Origin of the sequence: Erwinia sp. BNK-24-b (assembly GCF_047456155.1) — a bacterium.
Classification (GTDB): domain Bacteria; phylum Pseudomonadota; class Gammaproteobacteria; order Enterobacterales; family Enterobacteriaceae; genus Erwinia; species Erwinia phyllosphaerae.
The window spans coordinates 1,638,060-1,661,365 of sequence record NZ_CP179901.1 but is presented as its reverse complement, the minus strand read 5'-3'; the positions used below and the strand labels follow the sequence as shown (position 1 = coordinate 1,661,365).

5 protein-coding genes are annotated in these 23,306 nt (G+C 62.6%); all 5 read right to left on the bottom strand.

Annotated features, from left to right (window positions below):
- Positions 1-22: 22 nt before the first annotated feature.
- The 5 genes from ACMGGR_RS07395 to ACMGGR_RS07375 are packed head-to-tail and all read right to left on the bottom strand — an operon-like array spanning position 23 to position 23,298.
- On the bottom strand, positions 23-1,687 hold the full coding sequence (locus ACMGGR_RS07395; protein WP_246757680.1) for a cyclic peptide export ABC transporter: 1,665 nt from the start codon (positions 1,685-1,687) through the stop codon (positions 23-25).
- 27 nt (positions 1,688-1,714) lie between these two features.
- On the bottom strand, positions 1,715-1,927 hold the full coding sequence (locus tag ACMGGR_RS07390; RefSeq protein WP_246757681.1) for an MbtH family protein: 213 nt from the start codon (positions 1,925-1,927) through the stop codon (positions 1,715-1,717).
- Between the two features lie 43 nt (positions 1,928-1,970).
- Positions 1,971-2,735, bottom strand: a complete 765-nt coding sequence (locus tag ACMGGR_RS07385) for an SDR family NAD(P)-dependent oxidoreductase (protein WP_246757682.1) — start codon at positions 2,733-2,735, stop codon at positions 1,971-1,973.
- Positions 2,732-14,380 (bottom strand): amino acid adenylation domain-containing protein, encoded by an 11,649-nt coding sequence (locus tag ACMGGR_RS07380; protein WP_414148537.1) that lies wholly within the window; start codon positions 14,378-14,380, stop codon positions 2,732-2,734. Before ACMGGR_RS07380 ends, ACMGGR_RS07385 begins: the two co-directional genes overlap by 4 nt.
- Positions 14,377-23,298 (bottom strand): amino acid adenylation domain-containing protein, encoded by an 8,922-nt coding sequence (locus ACMGGR_RS07375; protein ID WP_414148536.1) that lies wholly within the window; start codon positions 23,296-23,298, stop codon positions 14,377-14,379. The genes ACMGGR_RS07380 and ACMGGR_RS07375 overlap by 4 nt, the downstream gene beginning before the upstream one ends.
- Positions 23,299-23,306 lie beyond the last annotated feature (8 nt).

Below are 23,306 nucleotides of genomic sequence, written 5' to 3'. Positions count from 1 at the left end.
ACTCCTTGGGGGCCAACATTCATCAGGCATGTTCGGGAAAAAGGCGCACGGGTACGGCTGACTTAAAAAAACGTTCTTCGCAACGGCCTTCCTCAAAATGGAACCAGCGGTCGGCATGTTCGAAGTACTGTTCATCGTGGGTAACGGCGATAATGGTCTTGCCCAGCGCTTTCAGCCTGGGCAGCTCTTCACGGTAGAACCAGCTGCGGAAATGGGGATCCTGATCGGCGGCCCACTCATCGAAGATGTAGATCTGCCGATCTTCAAGCAAGGTGACCAGGTGAGCGAGTCGCTTACGCTGGCCGGTGGAGAGATTCAGCGGCGTGAAAATGCGGCCGTCCAGGCGCACCTTACCGTCAAGGGCGAGCCTGCCAAGCTGCTCGGTTATCAGTGAACGGTGCGGGACTTCCGTGCCGTAGAGCTTAGTAAACAGGTGATAGTCAGCGAATATCGCCGAGAATAACCCGCGATAGCCCGCCACTTTTTCCGGCTTGTTGACCCGCTCGCCGTTCAGCAGCACGTCGCCGTGGCTGGCAAAGCGCAGGCCGGTCAGCAATTTCAGGAAAGTCGATTTCCCGGAACCGTTGCCGCCGGTAACAAAAATCACCTCACCCTGAAAAATCAATAAATTAAGAGGAGAGATTTCAAAAGCTGGCCCTTCGTTCGCCTCGTAGGCAAAACGAACATCTCTCAGCTCAATACTGCGCATTGGCTCGGTGACGACGTCGGGCAAATCGGGATCCCGGTTGGCGGCGGCATCCAGCCGCTGCTCCAGCTCGCCAATGCTTTTTGCTGCCGCGTTGGCCTGAGCGTACATCGGTAAAATGCCGATAAACTGGCTCAGCGGGCCGTTCAGAAAGAGGATCACCGCAATGACCTGAACCTGTAAAAGCGTCTGCATCTGCCCGGCCAGGGGCAGCACGAAGATCACCAGGCCAATCAGGATATAGAGAATCGACTGCAGCATAATCATGTGGTCGGTCGCCAGGCCGAACGCCTTTTGGTTCAGGCTGGCGGTTTGATCGGATGCGTCCACCAGTTCCTCATAGACTTCCCGGCGGCGTTTCTGATGAAGCTTAAGTTCCTTGAATCCTCTGATAATGTGGCTGGTTAACCCTGACAGGCTGTTTTCCGACTGCAGCGCCTGTTCCGTAGCGTTGAAAATGGCCCGCATGCGGATAAAATTCAGCGCGACGCCAAAGACGATAACGCCTGCGGTGAGAAGAAATGCCGGTAGCGAAAGCCAGGCCAGATAAGCCGCCGCGCAGACAAACAGCATCACCGACTGGCCGGAAGCGATAATGGCCGTGCAGGCGTTGGACATGGTTTTAATGTCTTTTTCCACGCACGCCATCAGGTTCTTTTCGCCAATTTGCTCGTAGGTCTGCAAATCAATCCTGGTCAGCTTATCCACCACGCGCACGCGCACGCTGTGGATAGAACGCTCCACGCGCAGGGCCGTACAGCGCATAGCGTAACGCTGGCTGAAAAGGAACATGAACAACGTTAAGGCAGTCAGCGCGACCAGAGAGAGCGCTTTCCCCTGCTGTTCAACGGCATGCGCTGCCTGTGTAAGAATTGCAACCAGTCCCGCACCGGCCAGCCCGGCCAGCGATTGTGCCGCCAGTAACATTGACAGCCGGGGCGCGCCCTGCGGTCGTTCAGAAAGTAGCCTGTACATGTTCATGTTCACTCTCCCGCCTGCATCCCAAATTTAACGATTATCATCCATGGCTTTGCGTAAGCTCAGTGGGCGCATGTCTGTCCAGACTTTCTCAATGTGGGCCAGGCACTCCTGCTCGCTGGCGGGTTCGCCAACCTGCTGCCAGCCGGCCGGGACGTCGCGATACGTAGGCCAGATGGAGTACTGCTCTTCGTGGTTCATCACAACAGAGTAAGTCACAGCGTTGTTTTCAATTTCACTCATAACGACCTCGGATAAGTTAGGGTTGTGTTAAAGATGCTGATACTCAGCAGAATCCTGCACCGCCATCAATGGTCAAAATACGACCGTTGAAGTAATCGCACTCCAGCGCAAAACGCAGGCCCTGCCAGATTTCCAGCGGCGTGGCCATGCGTTCCAGCGGAATATTTTTGAGCATGTCGTCCAGCTCGGCCTCCGGCAGCGCGCGGGCCATCGGCGTGTCGGTCAGGCCGGGCGCGATGCCGACCACGCGAATATGGCTGTCGGCCAGCTCCAGCGCCCAGGTGCGGGTCAGCGCGTCCATCCCGGCTTTGGAAGCCGCGTAGGCAGACTGGCCGGGGTTACCGGCGCTGGTCACGGAAGAGATGTTGACGATGACGCCGTCGCCCGCCTGCTGCGATCGTATTGCGGCAAATTCCCGGCTCATCAGGTACGTGCCGGTCAGGTTAGCTTCCAGCACGCCGCGCCACTGCGCCGTAGGCAGTTTGCGCACAAAGCTGTCTGCATCCTTCTTCACCAGCAGGCCATCGCGCAGCACGCCAGCGTTATTGACCAGAATCTCCGGCACGCCAAAGTGCATGCTCAGTTCGGTAAAGGTCGCCCGTACTTCCGCTTCGTTGGTAATATCAACGGGCCGGATGGCCAGCGCGTCGCGCCAGGGCTGGCACGCCACCGCCAGCTCTTCCAGCCTGTCGCTCTGCTTGTCGATAGCCACTACCCGACAGCCGCCGCTCAGCAACTGGCGGACGAAAGTCCCGCCGATGCCCCCTGCTGCGCCAGTGACGATGGCGACAGATTTTTCCCAGTTCATGCCGAACCTCCTGTGATAAGCGTTCCTTCGTTACGTAATGCCTGGCGCTGTTCGGGCGTCATTGCGCGCAGACGTAAATAAGCTTCCGCCATTTGGCTGGCCCGATCCTTATCGGCATGGGCGTAAATGACGGCGGCAAGCTCGCGTGGCGTGGTTGCTCTGAATACCTCGCCCAGCGGCGGAGAGATACGGAAGATGCGCACGATGCGCGTATGGATCTGGGTAGCCATTAACGAATGACCGCCCAGCGCGTAGAAATCGTCTTCTACCCCAACCTGCTCAAGCGAGAAGACGGTTTGCCAGATAGCGCACACCGCCGTTTCAACCGGGCCTTCCGGCGGCAGGAAGCTGGCGCTTCTGTTGGTGACTTCAATGTCGGCTAACGCCTTACGGTCGATCTTGCCGTTTGCGGTCAGCGGCAGCGCGGGCAGCCGTACCAGCGCCGTGGGCAGCATGTAGCGCGGCAGCGCTTCAGCCAGCGACGCCAGCCAGACCGCGTCTTCCGGTGCGTCTTCTGCCGCCACCAGATAGCCCGCCAGCTGGCCGCCGGACGCCGCGCGGTGGATTGCCGCCGCCGCGTCACGCACGCCAGGCAGCGCGCGCAGCGCCGCGTCGATTTCGCCCAGCTCGATGCGGAAGCCGTTGAGCTTAATCTGGTGGTCGAGCCGTCCCAGCACCTCGATGCGGCCGTCGGCGCGCTCGCGCGCCAGGTCGCCGGTCAGGTAAAGACGGCTGCCCGGCTCCGCGCCGTCCGGGTCGGGACGGAAGGCCCGCGCGGTCCGCGCCGGGTCACGCAGGTAGCCCGTGCTCAGCCCCGCGCCGCCGACAGCCAGCTCGCCGCTGACGCCCGCGGGCAGGCGCTGTCCGGCACCGTCCAGCACGTACAGCGCGGTCTGGCGTATCGGCCCGCCCACCGGCAGCGGCGCGGCCAGCGGTTCAGTCACTTCGGTTTCCGCCGACCAGATGGTGGTCTCTGTCGGCCCGTACAGGTTCCACAGCTGCACGCCGGTCGCCAGCAGGTCGCGCGCCAGCTCCAGAGGCAGCGCCTCGCCGCCGCACCACGCGCGGAAGCCCTCCGGCGGCCGCCAGCCCGCCGCCAGCAGCATGCGCCAGCTGGCCGGGGTGGCCTGCATCACCGTGATGCCGTGGCGCGCTATCAGCTCCGCCAGCAGCGGGCCGCCTGTCGCCTGCGCGGCGGTCGCGATGACCACTTCCGCGCCGCAGCTCAGCGGTAAAAACAGCTCCAGCGCCGCGATGTCAAAGCTCAGCGTGGTGACCGCCAGCAGGCGGTCGGCGGCGTTCAGCCCCGGACTGGTGCAAAAGTGCAGCAGGATATTGGCGAGCGCGCCGTGGGTGACCCGCACGCCTTTGGGCCGTCCGGTACTGCCGGAGGTAAAGATGGTGTAGGCAGGCGCAAGCGGGGAAAGCGCGTCGCCCGGCAGCTCGCCGTCCAGCTGACGCCAGTCGCTGGCGTAGCGCAGCGTCGGCTGGCCGTCGAAGGCCCGCTCGTTAGCGGCATCCACCACCACCAGCTGCGGCGCGGCGTCCTCCAGAATCATCGCCCGCCGCGCGGCCGGATGCGTCGGGTCAACCGGGACGTATTCGGCTCCCGCCCACATCACGCCCAGCAGCGCGGCGAGCATGTCGGCCCCGCGGTCAAGGCACACCGCCACCGCCATGCCCGGCCGTACGCCGTGTCCGGCAAGGCGGCGGGCAAAGTTGCGGCTCTCCGCCAGCAGCTGGCCGTAGCTCAGCTCGCGGTCGGCACCGGACACCGCCCGCTGCGCCGGAGCATGCGCGGCCGCGCGGCGGAACAGCTCCGGCAGGCTCGCGTCTGCTTTTTCCTGCCGCGCCGCGGTGTGGTGGGAGACAGCGCCCTGCGCCTCCGCCCCGCTGGTCAGCCGCAGCGCGCCAACGTGGGTTGCGCCGTCGGCCAGCTGCGCCAGCATGCCGCGCGTGCCTTCAAGCAGCAGGTTTGCCCGCGTCGCGTCAACCCGCGCCGGATCGAATACCGCCTCCAGCGTCAGCTCCGTGCCGCGCGGTTTAACGTACAGCGAGAAGGCGTAGTGAGGATGGTCGAGCACCTCGGTTACATCCGCGTTCAGGCTGTCAGAGGCCTCCACCAGCCCCTGGCCCAGCGGGTAGTTTTCGTAAATCAGCGCGCTGTCGAACAGCGGCTGTCCGGCGGCAAAGCCCGACCAGCGCTGGATATCGGCAGGCTGAACGTGGGCATGCCGCTCAATCTCCCCCTGTAAAGCCTGCACCCCAGCGGCCAGCGTGGCGACGGCGGTACCCGGCGCGCAGTTAACGCGCATCGGCAGCGTCTGGATAAACAGACCCACTATATTTTCCGACTGCGCCAGCTCCGCTGGACGGCCGGATAACGTTACGCCAAACAGCGCTTCCTGCCGTCCGCTCAGGCGGGCCAGCGCAACCGCATAGGCGCTCTGCACCAGCGTGTTTACCGTCACCTGCTGGCTGGCCGCTAGCTGCGACAGGCGCTGCGTCAGCGCAGAAGAGAGCTTCGTGGTCACGCGCTGATGAATACCGGTACGCGTGCTCTCTTCACCAACCGGGCTGGCCAGCTCCAGGCCCTGGAAATACTCGCGCCAGAACCGCTCTGCCGTCTCCTGAGTCGCGCCCTGCTGTTGCAGCCAGCGAAGGTAGGTAGCGTAAGAAGGCGCAGAATTTGTCGGCCAGCGCTGGTTCAGCTTCAGCGCGCGATAACACTCGGCCAGGTCGTTAAAGATCAGCGCCATCGACCAGCCGTCCAGCAGCGCGTGATGATGCAGCCAGACCAGACGCCACGGCTTACCTTGTTTCCTGAGCAGGCTAACCCGCATCATCGGCGCGACGCTTAAGTCGATACCGCGCTGCCGATCTGCCGCCATGAATGCCTCAAGCTCAGCGGCATTGCCCTGGAGATCGACCGTCTCGAAAGGAACCTGAACGCTACGCCACACCCGCTGCTGCGGATGATCGAGATCTTCCCAGACAAAAGAGACGCGCAAGGCATCGTGACGATTAATCACCCTGTTCCACGCCTGCGCCAGCAGATCGGCATCCATCTCCTCATGCAGCCGCATCACGATTTGCTCAAGGTAGACTTCGCTCGTGCCGTTTTCTAAGCGGCTGTGAAACAGCATGCCCTGCTGGGTTGGCGTGGCCTTCCACAGGTCAGCAAGATGATTGCCCGCGTCGCCCAGCGCTACCGCCAGGCCGCGCTCTTCCACGTCGGCCAGCGGAAAATCATGCAGCGTCCAGGCGGCAGAAACATCTTCACAGGCGAGCATTTTTTGCAGCCAGTCAGCGGCGGAATCGAGCATTGCCGTGATGTTTGCGGCTTCCGGAACCCGGTCGTCAAACACGCAACGCAGGGTAAGTTTTCCGGCGCGGATAAAGGCAACGATCTCCAGCGGGAACGGACGTTTACCCTGTGGGTCCTCGTTGTCGCCAACGGCCTCGTCAACCACGGTCAGCCCGCGCTCATCGCTCTCTTCAAACTGGCCCAGATAGTTAAATGAGACCGGCGGCAGCTGTTCAGTATCGCGCAGCTGCCCGTAGCCGTAGCCGCCATCGGGAACTTCCCGCAGCGTCTTCTTGACCGTCTGTAGCACCGTCATTTCGCTGTCCGTATCTTTAAGATCGAACATCACCGGATAGAGCACGGTAAACCAGCCCGGCGTACGTTCCAGCACCCAGTCACCGGCGTTATCGCGGCCGTGTCCTTCAAGCGTCAGCGCGATGCGATCTTCATGCGCCCAGCGCCCCATGGCACAAAGCACCGACGTAAGCAGCAGCTCCAGCGGCCTGGCCTTAAGGTGCAGCTGTGAATGATCTGTCAGCCGCTGCGCGATCGGATTGCCAAAAGACTTTTCAATCGTTCTGACCTGCGAGTAGTGGCCGCTGTGCTGTGGCTGAATAAAAGAGGGCGCACGAAACTCTTCCGCCGACTTTGTCGCCTGCGCCAGCCAGTAGTCGAGCACCGCCTGCGGCATCTCATACTTCTCCTGCAACGCCAGCCAGCCGCCAAAGCCCGGTGCAGGTGTTGCCAGTTCAACGCCGTCAAGCAGCAGGTTGATCTCGTTCAGCAGGATGCGCCAGGAGACGCCATCAACGATCAGATGGTGGATAACCAGCAGCAGGCGCCCTTCCACCTCCAGTCCTTTATCAAGGTGTACCGCTTTAAACAGCGGCCCCTGTTCCAGATCGAGGCTGCGCTGGGTGGTTTCGACCAGGGAATCCGTGACCTTCTGGTATGCGGCGGCGGAGAGATCGGAAACGTTCAGGCTGCTGTACCAGTCGCCCGCGTTCTCCTCCAGCCGGGCAAACCAGCTCGTCTCTTTTTGCACAAAGCGCAGACGGAACGCTTCGTGCAGGCTGACCAGCCGCTCCAGCGCTTTCTGCAGGCGGTGCGGCTGAATATGCTGCGGCACGCGAAGCATCACCGCCTGGTTCCAGTGCGCCCGGTCAGACAGCTCCAGCTCAAAGAACCAGCGCTGCACCGGTGACAGCGGCAGCAGGCCCACAGGCGCGGTATAGTCCGACTGTTGCTCGTTGTGCGCAGGCACGATAACCGCCGCCAGCTCGCGGATGGTTGGCTGCTCGAACAGATGGCGCGGCGTCATCGCCCAGCCTTTACGGCGCATCTCGGCGGCAATTTGCATAGCCAGAATCGAGTCGCCACCCACTTCAAAAAAGTTCTCGGTGACCCCTAAGGTCAGGTGCGGCAAGAGCTTCTGCCATATCGCCACCAGTTCGCTTTCAATCTCGCTTTCTGGTGCCACTACCGCAGACGCAGGCTCCGTCACGGCGGCAAGCTTCGTCAGCGCCGCGTAGTCAGTTTTGCCGTTAGGCGTCAGCGGCCATGAGGTAACGGCAACAATGCGCTGCGGCAGCATATAGTCGGGCAGATGGTGACGTAGTGCGGCAATCAGCGACGCGGCTTCCTGCGCCGCCGGGCCCATGACCCAGGCCACCAGCTGTCCCGGTTTTTCCACGCAGACGCGCACGGCGCTGCGGGTCACGCCAGGCTGGCGCGCCAGCACGGCTTCAATGTCGGCCAGCTCGATGCGGTTACCGCGCAGTTTGATCTGGCTGTCGCTGCGCCCGGCGTATTGCAGGCCGCCTTCCGGTAGCCAGCGCACTACATCACGGGTGCGGAACATGCGTTCACCCGGCTGCGTTGAGAAAGGATCAGGGCGGAAACTTGCTGCCGTTTCCGAAGCGCGATTCCAGTACCCTCGGGCTACGCCAGCGCCGCCAATCCACAGCTCGCCATAAATACCGACGCCTGCGGGCTGCATGTACTGGTCAAGCACGTAAACGGAGACGCCATCGATCGGCTCGCCGATGCTCACTACTTCACCGACATCGCCACCATAGCAGGCGAACGTGGTGTCGATGGTGGTTTCAGTCGGGCCATAGAGATTAATCAGCGGCACGCCGAGCACGTCGTTAAAGCGTTCAACGGTCGAGGCCTGGAGCGCCTCCCCGCCGACAAACACGCGCTGCAAGGAGGTACAGGCAGCCAGCTCTGGCAATCGGGTCACTATATCCAGCACGCCCGGCACCAGTTGCAGCACGGTTATCGCATGTCGCTGCACGGCTTCCAGCATCGCTATCGCATCGTTTTGCACACCGTCGGCAGGTAAAACCAGGGTTGCGCCCGCCATTAACGGTGCCCAGAACTCCCAGACGGAAGCATCAAAACCAACCGGCGTTTTTTGCAGTACGCGGTCGCCCGGCGCGAGCGGGAAACGACGCTGCATCCACGCCATGTGGTTAGCCAGCGCGCCCGTCGGAATACCAATCCCTTTTGGTCGCCCGGTCGATCCTGAGGTGAACAACAGGTAGGCTAGCGTGGCCGGATGGGCCTGCGGCAGTGCCGGTAACGGATAAGGCGTTTCCGGCAAGGCATCCAGGGCAAACAGATGGCCGGCATCGCTTGCCACCGGCAGAATATGTTGCAGCGCCTGCACGGTTAACGTCGCCTGCGGCCTGACGTCCGCCAGAATTTCCGCTAGCCTGCCCTGCGGCAGATAAGGCGCCAGCGGCACGTAAGGACAGGCAGTCTTCATGGCGGCCAGCATGGCGACGACCAGATCGGGCGAGCGCTCAAACAACAAGGCTACCGGCACATCCGGACGCAGCCCGGCACGCTGCATCTGCGCGGCCAGCTCGTTAGCGCGTCGATCCAGCGTTGCATAGTCCATCTCGCCATCGGCGCTCACTACCGCCAGCGCCTGCGGATGACGCTCTACTATTGCCTGAAATGCCTGTAGCACCGGCTGCGATACATCGCTGGCACCGCAAGAGCGCTGTGCTATTTCGTCCCTTTCTTCTGCCGAAATAAGCGCCATGCTGTCACATATCTTTTCCGCGCCCTCAAGCAGGGCTTCAGCCGCAAGCAGATAGCTGGCACCCATAGCCTCCACCTGTGAGGCCGGGAACAGCGTGCCGTCACAGGTTAAAATCAAGTGCAGCGTACCCTGTTGCCGATCGACGCTGAAGCTGGTTGCCAGCGGTATATCCAGCGCCTGACTGCCTGCGGCGTTAAGGACTTTCACCGGATCAAACCTGTCGCGTCCACGGGTGACCGTATCGTTGTAGACGTGAAAATCTACAAAGTTAAAGGTGGTTTCAAACAGCGTTCTGTTTTGCAGCATGCGGCGCAGCTCGGTCATGGCAAAACGTCGGTGCGGCAGCTGGGCGCTTTCTGCCTGGCGGACGGCTTCCAGCAGCTCGCTGCCTGTTAATCCGCCGGTATTGATACGCATTGGCAGCGTGTTAAGGAAGAGTCCCAGCGCCTCGGCACTGCCTGCGCTTTCAGGTCGGCCGTTGGTCACCAGGCCCGTCACGACTTCGCGTTCGCCGCTCCAGTGGGCCAGCACACGCATATGAATGGCCAGCAGCACGCTTTTTAGCGGCACGCCTTTTTCTTGTGCCAGCGCTGTCAGGCCCTGATATAAAGCTGGCGGCAAGGCAGTTTCGTAGTTAGCCTGCGCGGCCTCTGCGTTCTTAGCGATAAACGGCCAGCGCGGTAAGGTAGTCACCGGCAGATCTTTCAGCTGCTTCTGCCAGAACGTATGGTCACGCGTGCTGTGCAGCGCCTGCTGCTCCAGATGAATAAAGTCGCGGAAGATCTGCTGTGGTTCCGTCGCTTCTGCGGCTTCGCCATGCAGCAAGGCAGTCAACAGTGACGCCAGGCTCCAGCCATCCAGAATGACGTGATGCAGGGCAACGGTTACCTGCCAGCGGCTGTCGTCAAGGCGCTGGAACAGCAGGCGCAGCAGCGGCGGTTTAGCCAGATCGAATCTCTCTTCGCGCAGGCGCTGCTGCGCACGACCAATCAGGGTAAGCTGAGCCACTTCGCTGGCTTCCCGCAAATCTTCTTCTTCGATCAAAGGTTCTGCCTGCGCATAAACCCATTGCAGGGGCCGACTGTAGCCCGCCAGTGAAAAGCCCGTACGCAGCACCGGATGCACGGCTATCAGCTTGTTCATCCGCTGGCGTACCACGTCCGTGTCCATCGCCGGGTTATCCAGCAGATAGCTGACCACGTTGTGATAGAGCCGATTCGTTTCATCAGCGCCGTTATGGAACAGCATACCGGCCTGGAGCTCGCTGAGCGGATAGCCGTCCACCGCCCCCTCCGGAACGGCGCGGCGATCTTCTTCCGTCAGCAGCGCAAAGGCTTCAATGCGCGGCGCTTCGGCGGCCTGAACGGGTGCGCTATTACTTTCCGTCAGGCGTTCGATGGTGAGCTTCTGGAACAGGTCTTCAATGTTCAGGCGGATCCCCTGCGCGGCGGCTTGCGTCACCACGCGGATACTGAGGATCGAGTTGCCGCCCAGAGAGAAATAGTTGTCGGTGATGCCCACCTGCTCCATGCCCAGTACATCCTGCCAGATGGCAGCGAGCGTTTTCTGTTCCGGCGTGCGAGGCTGCACATAAGAGGTATTACGGATCTGCGGCTGAGGCAACGCCTTGCGGTCGATCTTGCCGTTTGCGGTCAGCGGCAGCGCGGGCAGCCGCATCAGCGCCGTGGGCAGCATGTAGCGCGGCAGCGCTTCAGCCAGCGACGCCAGCCAGACCGCGTCTTCCGGCGCGTCTTCTGCCGCCACCAGATAGCCCGCCAGCTGGCCGCCGGACGCCGCGCGGTGGATTGCCGCCGCCGCGTCACGCACGCCCGGCAGCGCGCGCAGCGCCGCGTCGATTTCGCCCAGCTCGATGCGGAAGCCGTTGAGCTTAATCTGGTGGTCGAGCCGTCCCAGCACCTCGATGCGGCCGTCGGCGCGCTCGCGCGCCAGGTCGCCGGTCAGGTAAAGACGGCTGCCCGGCTCCGCGCCGTCCGGGTCGGGACGGAAGGCCCGCGCGGTCCGCGCCGGGTCACGCAGGTAGCCCGTGCTCAGCCCCGCGCCGCCGACAGCCAGCTCGCCGCTGACGCCCGCGGGCAGGCGCTGTCCGGCACCGTCCAGCACGTACAGCGCGGTGCGGCGTATCGGCCCGCCCACCGGCAGCGGCGCGGCCAGCGGTTCGGTCACTGCGGTTTCCGCCGACCAGATGGTGGTCTCCGTCGGCCCGTACAGGTTCCACAGCTGCACGCCGGTCGCCAGCAGGTCGCGCGCCAGCTCCAGAGGCAGCGCCTCGCCGCCGCACCACGCGCGGAAGCCCTCCGGCGGCCGCCAGCCCGCCGCCAGCAGCATGCGCCAGCTGGCCGGGGTGGCCTGCATCACCGTGATGCCGTGGCGCGCTATCAGCTCCGCCAGCAGCGGGCCGCCTGTCGCCTGCGCGGCGGTCGCGATGACCACTTCCGCGCCGCAGCTCAGCGGTAAAAACAGCTCCAGCGCCGCGATGTCAAAGCTCAGCGTGGTGACCGCCAGCAGGCGGTCGGCGGCGTTCAGCCCCGGACTGGTGCAAAAGTGCAGCAGGATATTGGCGAGCGCGCCGTGGGTGACCCGCACGCCTTTGGGCCGTCCGGTACTGCCGGAGGTAAAGATGGTGTAGGCAGGCGCAAGCGGGGAAAGCGCGTCGCCCGGCAGCTCGCCGTCCAGCTGACGCCAGTCGCTGGCGTAGCGCAGCGTCGGCTGGCCGTCGAAGGCCCGCTCGTTAGCGGCATCCACCACCACCAGCTGCGGCGCGGCGTCCTCCAGAATCATCGCCCGCCGCGCGGCCGGATGCGTCGGGTCAACCGGGACGTATTCGGCTCCCGCCCACATCACGCCCAGCAGCGCGGCGAGCATGTCGGCCCCGCGGTCAAGGCACACCGCCACCGCCATGCCCGGCCGTACGCCGTGTCCGGCAAGGCGGCGGGCAAAGTTGCGGCTCTCCGCCAGCAGCTGGCCGTAGCTCAGCTCGCGGTCGGCACCGGACACCGCCCTCTGCGCCGGGGCATGCGCGGCCGCGCGGCGGAACAGCTCCGGCAGGCTCGCGTCTGCCTCTTCCTGCCGCGCCGTGGTGTTGTAAAGGCCCGCTTCCTGCACCTGCTGCGCCGCGTTGCCCTGACGAATGGTTTTTGTCACCGCGCTGTCCTGATAAACAGCGTCCTGCGCTTCCGCCCCGCTGGTCAGCCGCAGTACGCCAACGTGGGTTGCGCCGTCGGCCAGCTGCGCCAGCATGCCGCGCGTGCCCTCAAGCAGCAGGTTTGCCCGCGTCGCGTCAATCCGCGCCGGATCGAATACCGCCTCCAGCGTCAGCTCCGTGCCGCGCGGCTTAACGTACAGCGAGAAGGCGTAGTGAGAATGTTCTGCCGTTGCGTCAGCGTTCAGGCTGGCTTCACCTGTCCCCGGATCTGCACAGATCAGCACGCTGTCGTAAAGTGACCGATCGGCAGCAAAGCCCGCCCAGCGCTGGATAGCGGCAGGCTGCACGTCGGCGTGCCGCTCAATTTCTTCCTGCGAAACCTGCACCTGTTCAAAAAACGCGGCGACGTCGGTGCCTGGCGCGCAGTCGACGCGTATCGGCAGCGTCTGGCTAAACAGGCCCGCTATATTTTCCGACTGCGCCAGCTCCGCTGGACGGCCGGATAACGTTACGCCAAACAGCGCCTCCTGCCGTCCGCTCAGGCGGGCCAGCGCAACCGCATAGGCGCTCTGCACCAGCGTGTTTACCGTCACCTGCTGGCTGGCCGCCAGCTGCGACAGGCGCTGCGTCAGCGCAGAAGAGAGCTTCGTGGTCACGCGCTGATGAATACCGGTACGCGTGCTCTCTTCGCCAACCGGGCTGGCCTCCACGCCATGCAGGTAGTCGCGCCAGAACCGCTCCGTCTGCCCATCGGGCTGGGCATGCTGCTCGCCTGTACGCACTTCAGCTAACGGCGCGGAACCCAGGCATTCGGCCCACTCACCGGCGGTCGCGTCCGCGCGGTCGCTGATTTTATTCAGCAGCAGCTCAAAATCGCCGATCACTTTTTCGGCGGTTGCGTCGTCAATTTTACTGCGGTCGTAGCCGAGCTTTAACGAAACCTCGCCCTCTTTCGGCACCATCGTCAGCGCCAGCGGGTAATGAGTGCGCTCATACATATCGATCCCGCTCATTTCGAAAGGCAGCTGCTCGCTTAAACGCAGATCGCCAACGGGAAAGTTATCGATAATCAGCAGGCTTTCAAACAGGGAGGTTCCCTGCGGCACGCCGCTGCAGGTCTGAATATCTGACAGCGCGCTGTAGGAGTAGCGCTGCAGGGCAAATTGCGCTTCCTGCACTTCCGCCAGCCAGTCAGCAAGCTTCCTCTGCGGCTCCGGCCGCAGGCGCAGCGGCAGCGTGTTGATTAACAGCCCGACGATGTTATCGACGCCGGGCAGCTCAATCGCACGTCCCGATAAGGTTACGCCAAAGGTCACGTCATCTCTGCGCGCGTAGTGGCCGAGCAGCACTGCCCAGCCCGCCATCAGCAGCGTGCCGACGCTGACCTTGCAGGCGGAAGCGACGTTAGCCAGCTCCGGCACCTTCAGGCTGTAACGGCGCTCGGCAAAATCTTTCTCTCCTGCACCGGTCGGCTTATCGATGCCCAGCGGCGTCGGCGTCTGCAGGTCGCCCAGAATGCTTTGCCAGAAATCGCGGGCGGCGTCCTGCGACTGTCCCTCCAGCCACGTCAGGTAATCAGAGAACGGCCTGGAGGCGGCTTCCGTCCTGTTGCCCGTCATCAGCTGGAAAAAATCTTTCAGCAGCAGCTGTACCGACCAGCCATCCAGCAGCAGATGGTGATGGCTCCAGACCAGCCGCCACTCCCGCTCGCTGAACCGCACTAAAATAAAGCGCATCAGAGGCGGTCGGTTGAGGTTAAAGCCCTCCTGACGGTCATCATCCAGCAGCCTCTGAAAGGCGGTTTCCTGTACGTCGCCGCTGCGATCGCGCCAGTCGTAGACCGTTAGCGGCACGGAAACTTTTTCCAGCACGACCTGCAGCGGATCGCGCTGGCCTTTGGTCACAATACCCGTGCGCATAATGGCGTGCCGCTGGGCCAGTAACGCCAGCGCCTGCTCAAACTGTTGCGGATCGATATCGCCATCCAGCCGACAAAACAGCTGTTCGAAATAGGCGGCGCTGTCGGGCGCATACATCGCGTGGAACAGCACGCCCATCTGCAAAGGCGTTAGCTTATGGGCGCTCTCAATACGGATTTTCGCTTTCACACTGGTGTTCATTGGTCGTCCTCGGTTAAATCGCTCAAAATGGCAGACAACTCTGAGTCACTGAGCTGAACCCCGGAGACATCGCTGCTCTGGAGGTCAACCGGCTCGGCGAGGCGACAATGTTCGGCCAAATCGTGCAGGGCGTGCTGATAGTGGTTGAGCAATGTTTGCATCGCGGCATCGGCGGCGGTGTCGGCATAGGCCAACGAAAACCGCAGCCGACCCGCCACAAGCATTACCGTGACGTTCAGAGCATGAGGCAGTAGCTGATACGCGGCCTGGCCAGGCCCGGCTTCGCGCCGGGAAAGCCGGATAGCCATCGCGGACGAGGCTGACATGGCCGTGTCGCCCAGGTAGTTAAAGCTGATGGACGGCGGCGCCGGTTCGCAGAGGTCAGGCGTCTGTTGCAGATAGCGTAAAACGCCGTAGCCGTGGCCGCCGGAAGGGATATGGCGCAGGGTTTGCTTGACGTTATCAACGGTGTCGGCCCAGCCGCTGCCGGTCGCAATCCGCAGCGGGAACAGCGCGGTAAACCAGCCCACGCTGCGCGAGAGATCCATCGCGGCATCCTGAAACGCTTCACGACCGTGCGTTTCCAGCTCAATGGCCAGATGCGCGTTGCCGCACCAGCGGTGCCATGCCTGCGCCAGCGCGGTCAGCAGCAGCTCTTGCCCACGGCTGTGGTAGACCTGGTGCGCATCGCCGGTCAGGAGATCGCTGGTCTCCCTGTCCAGCTCGGCAAAGATGACCTGGCGATCGCCGACACAGCCTTTGCGGGGCATTGCCGCTGGCGGCGTCCCGGCATCCAGCATGTTTCGCCAGTAAGGTATCTGTGAAGTAAAGTCTGTGGCGTGCTGGCTGAGCCACTGTGACCACTGGCGATAGCTGGTGCCTTCCTGCAGGACGCGGATCGGCGTGCCGCTATGCAGCGAGGTATAGATGGAGGCCAGATCCTCTGTCAGGATGCGTAACGACCAGGTATCCATGATCAGATGATGCGCGATCAGCACCAGCTCGGGCTGGTTCGTTTCTCCGGCATCGCGATAAGCAGCGCGTACGAGTGGCCCCGTGGAGAGATTAAGTAGCGACTGAAGCTCGGCTTCCCGGACGGCCGCCTGCTGATGCGAGGCGGGCAGCAGTTCAAGCGGAATAGCCGCAGCGGCGCTGTAATGCTGCTGCCAGACGCCGTCGACCTGTTCAAAACGCAGACGCAGCGCCGGATGCAGTTTCACCAGCTCGTTCAGCGCCTGCTGGAGCAGCTGCGGCGTCATCCGCGCCTGTAGCTCCAGGCGGATGCTCAGGTTCCAGTGCGCGACGGCAGGCAGGTTTTGCGCAAAATACCAGTGCTGGATCGGCGCCAGCTCGACCTTCGCGCTGTCCGGCTCCGGCTCATGGGTGTCGAGCACGCTGGCCATAGCGGCAAGCGCCGCCACGGTGCGATGCTGCAAGACCATTCTCGGCGTCACCGACCATCCTTCCTGACGGGCCAGCGAGGTGATTTGCAGCGCGATAATGGAATCGCCGCCCAGCGAAAAATAGTCATCGTGCAGATCGATATCGTCGCGGCCAAGCGCCTGCGACCAGATTTGCAGCAGTGTTGCTTCCACCGGCCTGAGCGTCTTGCCATCAACGGACTGGCGCGGCGCGGCTGTCGGAAGAGGTAAAGCGTTGCGGTCGATCTTACCGGCAGGCGTTAATGGCCATCTGGTGAGCGGTACAATGGCACCCGGCACTTCGAACGCGGCCGCATGCTTCACCATGTAATCGCGCAGTTCATCTGCATCGGTCCCTTTTTCGGCTACGACCCAGGCGATCAGCGACTGGCCGTTTTCCACCGTTCGGATCATCGCCAGCGCTTCCCGCACGGCAGGATGCCCCTGCAATAGCAGCTCTACGCCATTAAGATCGATGCGGTTGCCCCTGAGCTTGGCGTAACCGCCGGTACGGCCCGCATATTTGATGCGGCCATCCGGCAGGCGAATAGCGGTGTCTCCGGTACGGTAGAGCCGCGCGCCGGGCACGCCGCTCAGGTGATCCGGGATAAAGACGCCAGCCGTCAGGGCAGGCCTGCCGATATAGCCACGAGCCAGGCTATCACCGCCCAGGAAGATCTCGCCGGTCACGCCCGGAGGAACAGGATTCCCCCATGGATCAAGCAGATACATTGGAATACCCTGGAGCGGCAGCCCCAGCGGCGGCGTAATGGTGTTTACGTCACAAGGTTCAATCGCCACGCACACCGTACATTCCGATGGGCCATAAGCATTGAAAACCCGGCGGCTTTTCGCCCAGTGCGCCATCATGCCCGGCGCTGAGGCATCGCCACCCACAATCAGGGTATGGAGAGAAGGCAAGGCATAATCCGCCAGCAGTCCCAGCAACGCTGGCGTGACCAGCACGTGGGTAAAGTGGTGGCGTTCGGCGGCCTGATTCAGCGCGGCCAGCACGTCGCCTTCGGCATCATTATCCGGCAGCACCAGCGCGCCGCCGCCAAACAGCGCCATCATCATTTCCCATACCGAGGCATCGAAGCTCAGCGGAGCCTGCATATAGACTCTGGCGTTAGCATCCGTCCCCAGCATCCGCGCCGTTTCCGCCTGCAAATTGGCGATACCGGCATGGGAGACGCCTACCGGCTTGGGCTTGCCGGTAGAGCCGGAGGTATAAATCAGATAGGCCAGGTTGTTGGCGGTCAGGCTGGTACAGGCAGTGGGACGGACCTGCGCCGTAAAGTCGAAGCTGTCCAGCAGCAGCAGTGCATCCGGCAGCGCGGTCAGTTTCTCTATGGACTGCGCCTTATCGCTGAGCAACATCACTGCCCGGCTGTCCCGCAGCATGTAATCCAGACGGTCGACCGGATACTGGGCATCGAGCGGCAGATAAACCCCGCCCGCTTTCAGGATCGCCAGGAACGAGATCACGGCTTCCGGCCCGCGCGACAGCATGACCGCCACCACGGATTCTGGCCCCACGCCCTGCTGTTGTAACGTCGCGGCCAGCGCGTCGGCCTTCTGATTGAGCTGGCTGTAGTCGTATCTTGTTTCGCCCTGCAACAGCGCCGGAGCCTGCGGCTGGCGGCTAACGCTATTTGCAAACATCTGGTGCGCCAGCACCGGCGAAGCGGCGTTGAATGCGCCTGCGTTCCATACCTGGCGGGCGCTTACCTGCTCCTCTTCCGCCAGCAGATCCAGCGTACTCAGCTTGCGATCCGGATCCTCGATCATTTTACCGATCAAATCGGTTAACCGCTTAAGCAGCAGGGCCGCCGCTGCGTCATCAAAGGTGGCGCAGTTGTAATCAAGCTTAATTTTCAGACCGTTCTCGGGAAGTACCGCCAGCGTGACCGGATAGTTTGAGTGTTCCTTATAGGCAAACTCCACCAGCCGGAAGCCCTTACCGTTATCTTCCGGCGCGCCGCCGGGATAGTTTTCAATCACCAGCACGCTGTCAAACAGCGTCCCGTCGCCTTCCAGGCCGCTCCAGCGCTGGACGTCAACCAGGCGATCGTGGCTGTGCTCTTGTAAATCAGCCTGAAACTGCCGGGCTTTATGCAGCAGGTCGCGCACGCTCATGTCGGGCCGCAGGCGTAAACGCAGGGGTAAGGTATTGATAAAAAGCCCGATCATTTTATCAACGTCCTCTACGCCTGCCTCGCGGCCGGAAAGCGTGCTGCCAAACACCACGTCGTTGCCGTGGCCGGAGAGCGCCAGCAATATTCCCCAGGCCGCATTAAAGACGTTGCCCAGCGAAACCCCGGCCTCGCGCGCGGCTGTGCGGACGGCCTGCTCCTGTTCCGGCGGCAGGGTTACCAGCAGGTAGTGATAATCCGCGGACGGCTGCTGTTGAGGGCTCAGCAGCGTGGGGCGTTGCAGGCCAGACAGCGCGTTCTGCCAGAAAACCTTACCGCTTTGCCCGCTGGCGTGCTGCACCAGCCTGGCAATATGACGCCCATACTGTACCGGCGGCGGCAGCGTCGGCTGTGCGGCCGCCGCCAGGCTTTCATAAATTTGTACCAGCTCGCCCATCAGTAAAGGCAGCGACCAGCCGTCCATTAAAATGTGGTGATAGCTGCATACCCAGCGCCAGCTGTCGTGGTCCATCCTGGCCAGCATCACTCGCAGCAGAGGTGCCGCGCTTAAATCGAACGTTTTAGCCGCATCCTGCTGTAAAAACGCCGCAAGCCGTTCGGTCGCATTTTCGCCGCGCCAGTCAGCTACCGTAACCGGCAGTTCGGCCGTGGCATGAACGATTTGCAGCGGGCGCGGCAGGTCTTGCCAGTGAAAGCTGGTACGCAAAATATCATGTCGGGAGATCAATATTTTCCAGGCTTCGATAAACAACTCTGGATTTAGTCGTTCAAGCAGGGCCACCGCCTGCTCGTGGTAAGCATGGTTTTCGGGTTCGGCGACGCTATGGAACAGCATCCCTTCCTGCAAAGGCGACAAGGGATAGGCGTCCGTCACGGCTTGCTTGCCGACCAGCGCCTCAAACTGAATCTGCCGGATGTTGGCCAGCGGGAAATCGGCGACCAGCAGCGGCCGGGCGCTCAGCTCGCTAAGAAGCTGCTGTAAATGCAGCTGTAGCGCATCGGCCCAGCCTTCGACGATCTCGGGTTTCAGCACGTTGCGGCAATAGTTCCAGTAAAACCGCAGCTCGCCGCCAATCACTACGGCGACCAGATCCAGGGTAAAGGCCCTGACGTTGCCGACAGCGCGATCGACGCTGCTGATATCGTGACGCAGTACAAACTCGCCTTCCTGCTGCTCGGGAAGCAGGCCCAGGTAGTTCAGGCTCAGGGCTGGCAGATCGGCCTCGTCGAGCGTGGCCCGGACTTCTTCATCGTCGCTAAGCCAGCGAACTAAACCATATTCGGCTTTGTGCGGTGCCAGCTCAAGCAGCGAGGATTCGATCCCGGCCAGCAGTTCAGCCGACGCCAGCGCGGGCTGTCCGCGATACAGGAAAGGATAGAGGCTGGTGAACCAGCCCAGCGTGCGGGAGAGATCGGCATCCGTATCTACATCGCGACCGTTGTGTTCCAGCGTGACCGCCAGCGGTTGCTCATTAAAAAGCCGCCACAGCGCGGCACACAGCAGCGCGGAAGCGCGGGCTTCACTGCCTCTGGCGAGCAGCTGTAAAAACAATGCGCTGCTTTCCAGCGAGAGCGTGCGGCTACAGACGGTTAGTCCCTGTTCTCTGTTCAGCCCCTGCACTGCCGCAAAATCACGGAACGGCGAAGGGTAGCCCTGCGCCGCCATCGTCAGCCAGCGCTGAGGATCGGCACGCTCCGCTGCGGCTTGCAGAGAACGGCTCCAGTCGGCCAGGTCGGTGGCAACCGGAGCCAGCGCAATCTCTTGCTCTTTCAGCAGCTGTTTTAGCGCTACGTCAAGATCGTCCAGCAGGATGTGCCAGGAAACCGCGTCAACCGCAATATGGTGGATCACCAGCATCAGGATATCAGCCATGCCCGCGTGCTGGATCAGCACGGCGCGGGCAACCGGGCCGTCATCAAGAGAGAGCTCCTGCTGCGCCTGAAGGATGGCCGCATCCCTCTCTGCCTGAGAGTTAACGGTGCGGATCGCAAGCGGGAAAGGTTCCTGTATGACGTCGGCCAGGGAGAGGCTCTCCGCGCTGTCGTAGTCCAGGCGCAGCCTGAAGGCATCGTGATGCTGTCCCACCGCTTTCAGCGCGCGGGCAAGCTGAGCTGGCGCAACGGGGCGTACTATTTCAAGCGCCAGCGACTGATTCCAGTGCGCGGGCTCGGGCAATTTTAAAGCCTGGAACCAGGCGATAATCGGCGTGGCTGGCAAAGGGCCTGACGGACAGCGGGCTTTTTGTTGTAGCGCTACGTTGCCTTTAGACGTATCAGCCACCGCCGCAAGCTTGCGGAGAGTAGTGAAAAGCAGGGCCTGCTTAGGCGTGATACCGATTCCTGCGGCCCTGGCTCTGGAAACCACCTGTAGCGAACTGATGCTGTCGCCGCCCAGCGTGAAGAAGTTGTCGTCGATGCCCGGCTCCGGAACAGAGAGCACCTCGCTCCAGATGGTAGCCAGGGCTTTTTCCACCCCGGTACGCGCTTCGCCGCCCGCCGATACCGTGACTTCCGGCTTCGGCAGCGCCTTACGATCCAGCTTGCCGTGGGCCGTCAGCGGCAGCTGCGCCAGCGGCATAATCACCGCAGGCACCATGTGCTCCGGCAGCGTCGCCGACAGCGCCCCGCGCAGTGCCTGCGGCCCCCCGCCGCCCACCACGTAGGCCACCAGCCGCGGCTGGCCCTGCGCCGGGGTATCCAGCAGCACCGCCGCGTCGCGGACTCCCGCCTGCGCCCGCAGCGCCGCCTCGATTTCGCCCGGCTCGATGCGGTAGCCGCGCAGCTTCAGCTGCTGGTCCGCCCGTCCCTGGTACACCAGCCGGCCGTCCGTCCGGCGGCGCGCCAGGTCACCCGAGCGGTAAAGCCGCCCTCCCGGCGCGCCGTACGGGTCCGGCACGAAGCGCTGCGCCGTCAGCGCCGCCCGGCCCAGATAGCCCCGCGTCACGCCCGCGCCGCCCACGTACATCTCGCCCGTTACCCCCGCCGGCACCGGCTCGCCGTAGCGGTCCAGCACCTGCACGTGTAAATCCGCCAGCGGCGCGCCTATCACGCTGCCCTGCGCCATGCTTTCTGCGGTCAGCGTATATTCGGTGACGTGCACCGTGGTTTCGGTGATGCCGTACATGTTGACCAGCCGCACCCGCTCGCCGTGCTGCGCGAACCACGGCGCCAGGCTGCCCGGCTCCAGCGCCTCGCCGCCAAACAGCACCAGCCGCAGCGCCGCAAAGTCCCGCCCGGCCGATACCGCCGTCAGCTGGCGGAAGGCCGCCGGGGTCTGGCTCAGCACGCTCACCGACTCCGCCTCCAGCAGCTGCGCAAAACGCTCCGGGTCGCGGCTGCTCAGATAAGGCACCACCACCAGCCGCCCGCCGTGCAGCAGCGCGCCCCAGATTTCCCACACCGAGAAGTCGAACGCGTAGGAGTGGAACAGGGTCCAGACGTCCGACCCGCTAAAGCCGTAGTGCTCCGTGGCGGTAAACAGCCGCACCACGCTGGCGTGGCTGACCACGCAGCCCTTCGGCTGTCCGGTGGAGCCGGAGGTGTAGATAACGTAGGCGGCCTGCTGCGGATGCAGCGCGCGCGGCGGGGCCTGGTGGTGTGAAACACCGTCCGCTGAAAGGCTTACCGCCTGCACGTCCAGTCCGGCCAGCGCGGCCAGGCCCGTCTCGTCGGCCACCGCCAGCCGGATACCGCTGTCGGCGGCCAGGAAGGCAAGGCGCTCGGCAGGATAAACCGGGTCCAGCGGCACGTAAGCGCCGCCCGCCTTGAGGATACCGAGGATACCCACCAGCAGGCCGGGGCCGCGCCCGACGCTCAGGCCCACCAGGCTTTCGTGCGGTCCGGTGCCGACACCCTGCTCGCGCAGCCGCCAGGCCAGCGCGTTAGCCGCGCTGTCGAGGGCCGCATAGGTCAGCCGCTCGCCTTCATAACTGATCGCCACCCGATCGGCATAGCGCGCTGCGGCTGACTCAAACTGCGTACAAAGATCGGTAGCCTTCGTCGGTGATGCAGGCGGTGTGATAAGAGCATCCGCCAGCTTCACCCGGTCAATTGCCTGGCCCGGGGTCAGCACTTCAGCCTCCAGTAAGCGCTGATAGCACGCCATCCAGGCACGGGCGACCTCGGGTAAAATACGCTCGCGACGGAATTCGAAGGTTGCGGTCAGCGCCTCGCCGTCCTGCTTCAGCAGCAGCGTGAGGTCGAATTTAGCCTGGGCCGGATAAACATCGACCGGCTCGATTTGCAGATCGGTAAACGCAAATTCGGTTGCGGAAATATTCTCGAAGGCGAACATGGCCGTAAACGGCACGCTGTTGGTATTTTCACGCGGGGTTTGCTTCAGCAATTTCTCATAGCTGGCCTCTTCGTGTTCCAGCGCATCCAGCACGCTGGTTGCACAGCGGCGAACCAGGCTGTCAAAGGTATCGCCCCGGCTTATTTCATCGCGGATAACCAGCGTATTCACAAAATAGCCGACGATATTTTCCAGCTCGCTGCGCTTTCGGTTGGCAACCGGAAAACCGATACAGACATCGTCAGCCTGGGTTAACCGGTGCAGCAGCGCCATAAAGCCTGCCAGCAGAGTGACAAACAGCGTGGTATGGCGTTCGCGGGCGTAGCCGTTAAGTTGTTGCAGAAAGTCGGCGTCAAAACGTTGCTGAACGATGCCGCAGGCGTTCTCTTGCTCCGCTTCGTCAGTCTCACAGCCGGGTAACGCAACCGCAGGCTGCAAATGATGCGCCGTTCCAGGGTCGCCCGCCTGATTTGCCGTCCGCTTAGCTTCCGCTTCTTCCCATTCGGCATAGTCAGCATACTGTAAAGGAAGCTCGGCAAGCGTCGCAGGCAGACTGGCTACGCGGGCATTGTAGAAATGGCTTAGCTCACGCAGCAGAATAGCGACCGACCAGCCGTCGCAGGCAATATGGTGAACGACCATGGAAAGAATATGATGGTCATCGTTTAACTGGTAAACGCGAGCGCGGAAGACGGGAGCCAGCTGCAAATTGAAAGGCTCGGCGGCATCCTCTGCCAGTTTTTTCTCCAGCTGTGCTTCGTTAATACGGATAAGCGGCAGCGCCAGATCGTCTTCGGCAGGATGAATGCGCTGCATCGGGCTGTCGTCGATAATGCCATAGCTGGTACGCAGAATTTCATGGCGCTGCTGTAAATCGGCCAGCGCCTGGCGCAGCGCCTGATAATGAAACTTACCGCGACAGCGCAAGGCAAAAGGAATGTTGTAACTTACGTCCGCTTCATTGATTTCGGCCAGCGTCCAGAGTCGCCGCTGGGCCGAGGATAAAGGAAATATCAGGGCTTCAGAATCATCGTAAAAATTATTCACCGCGCTCG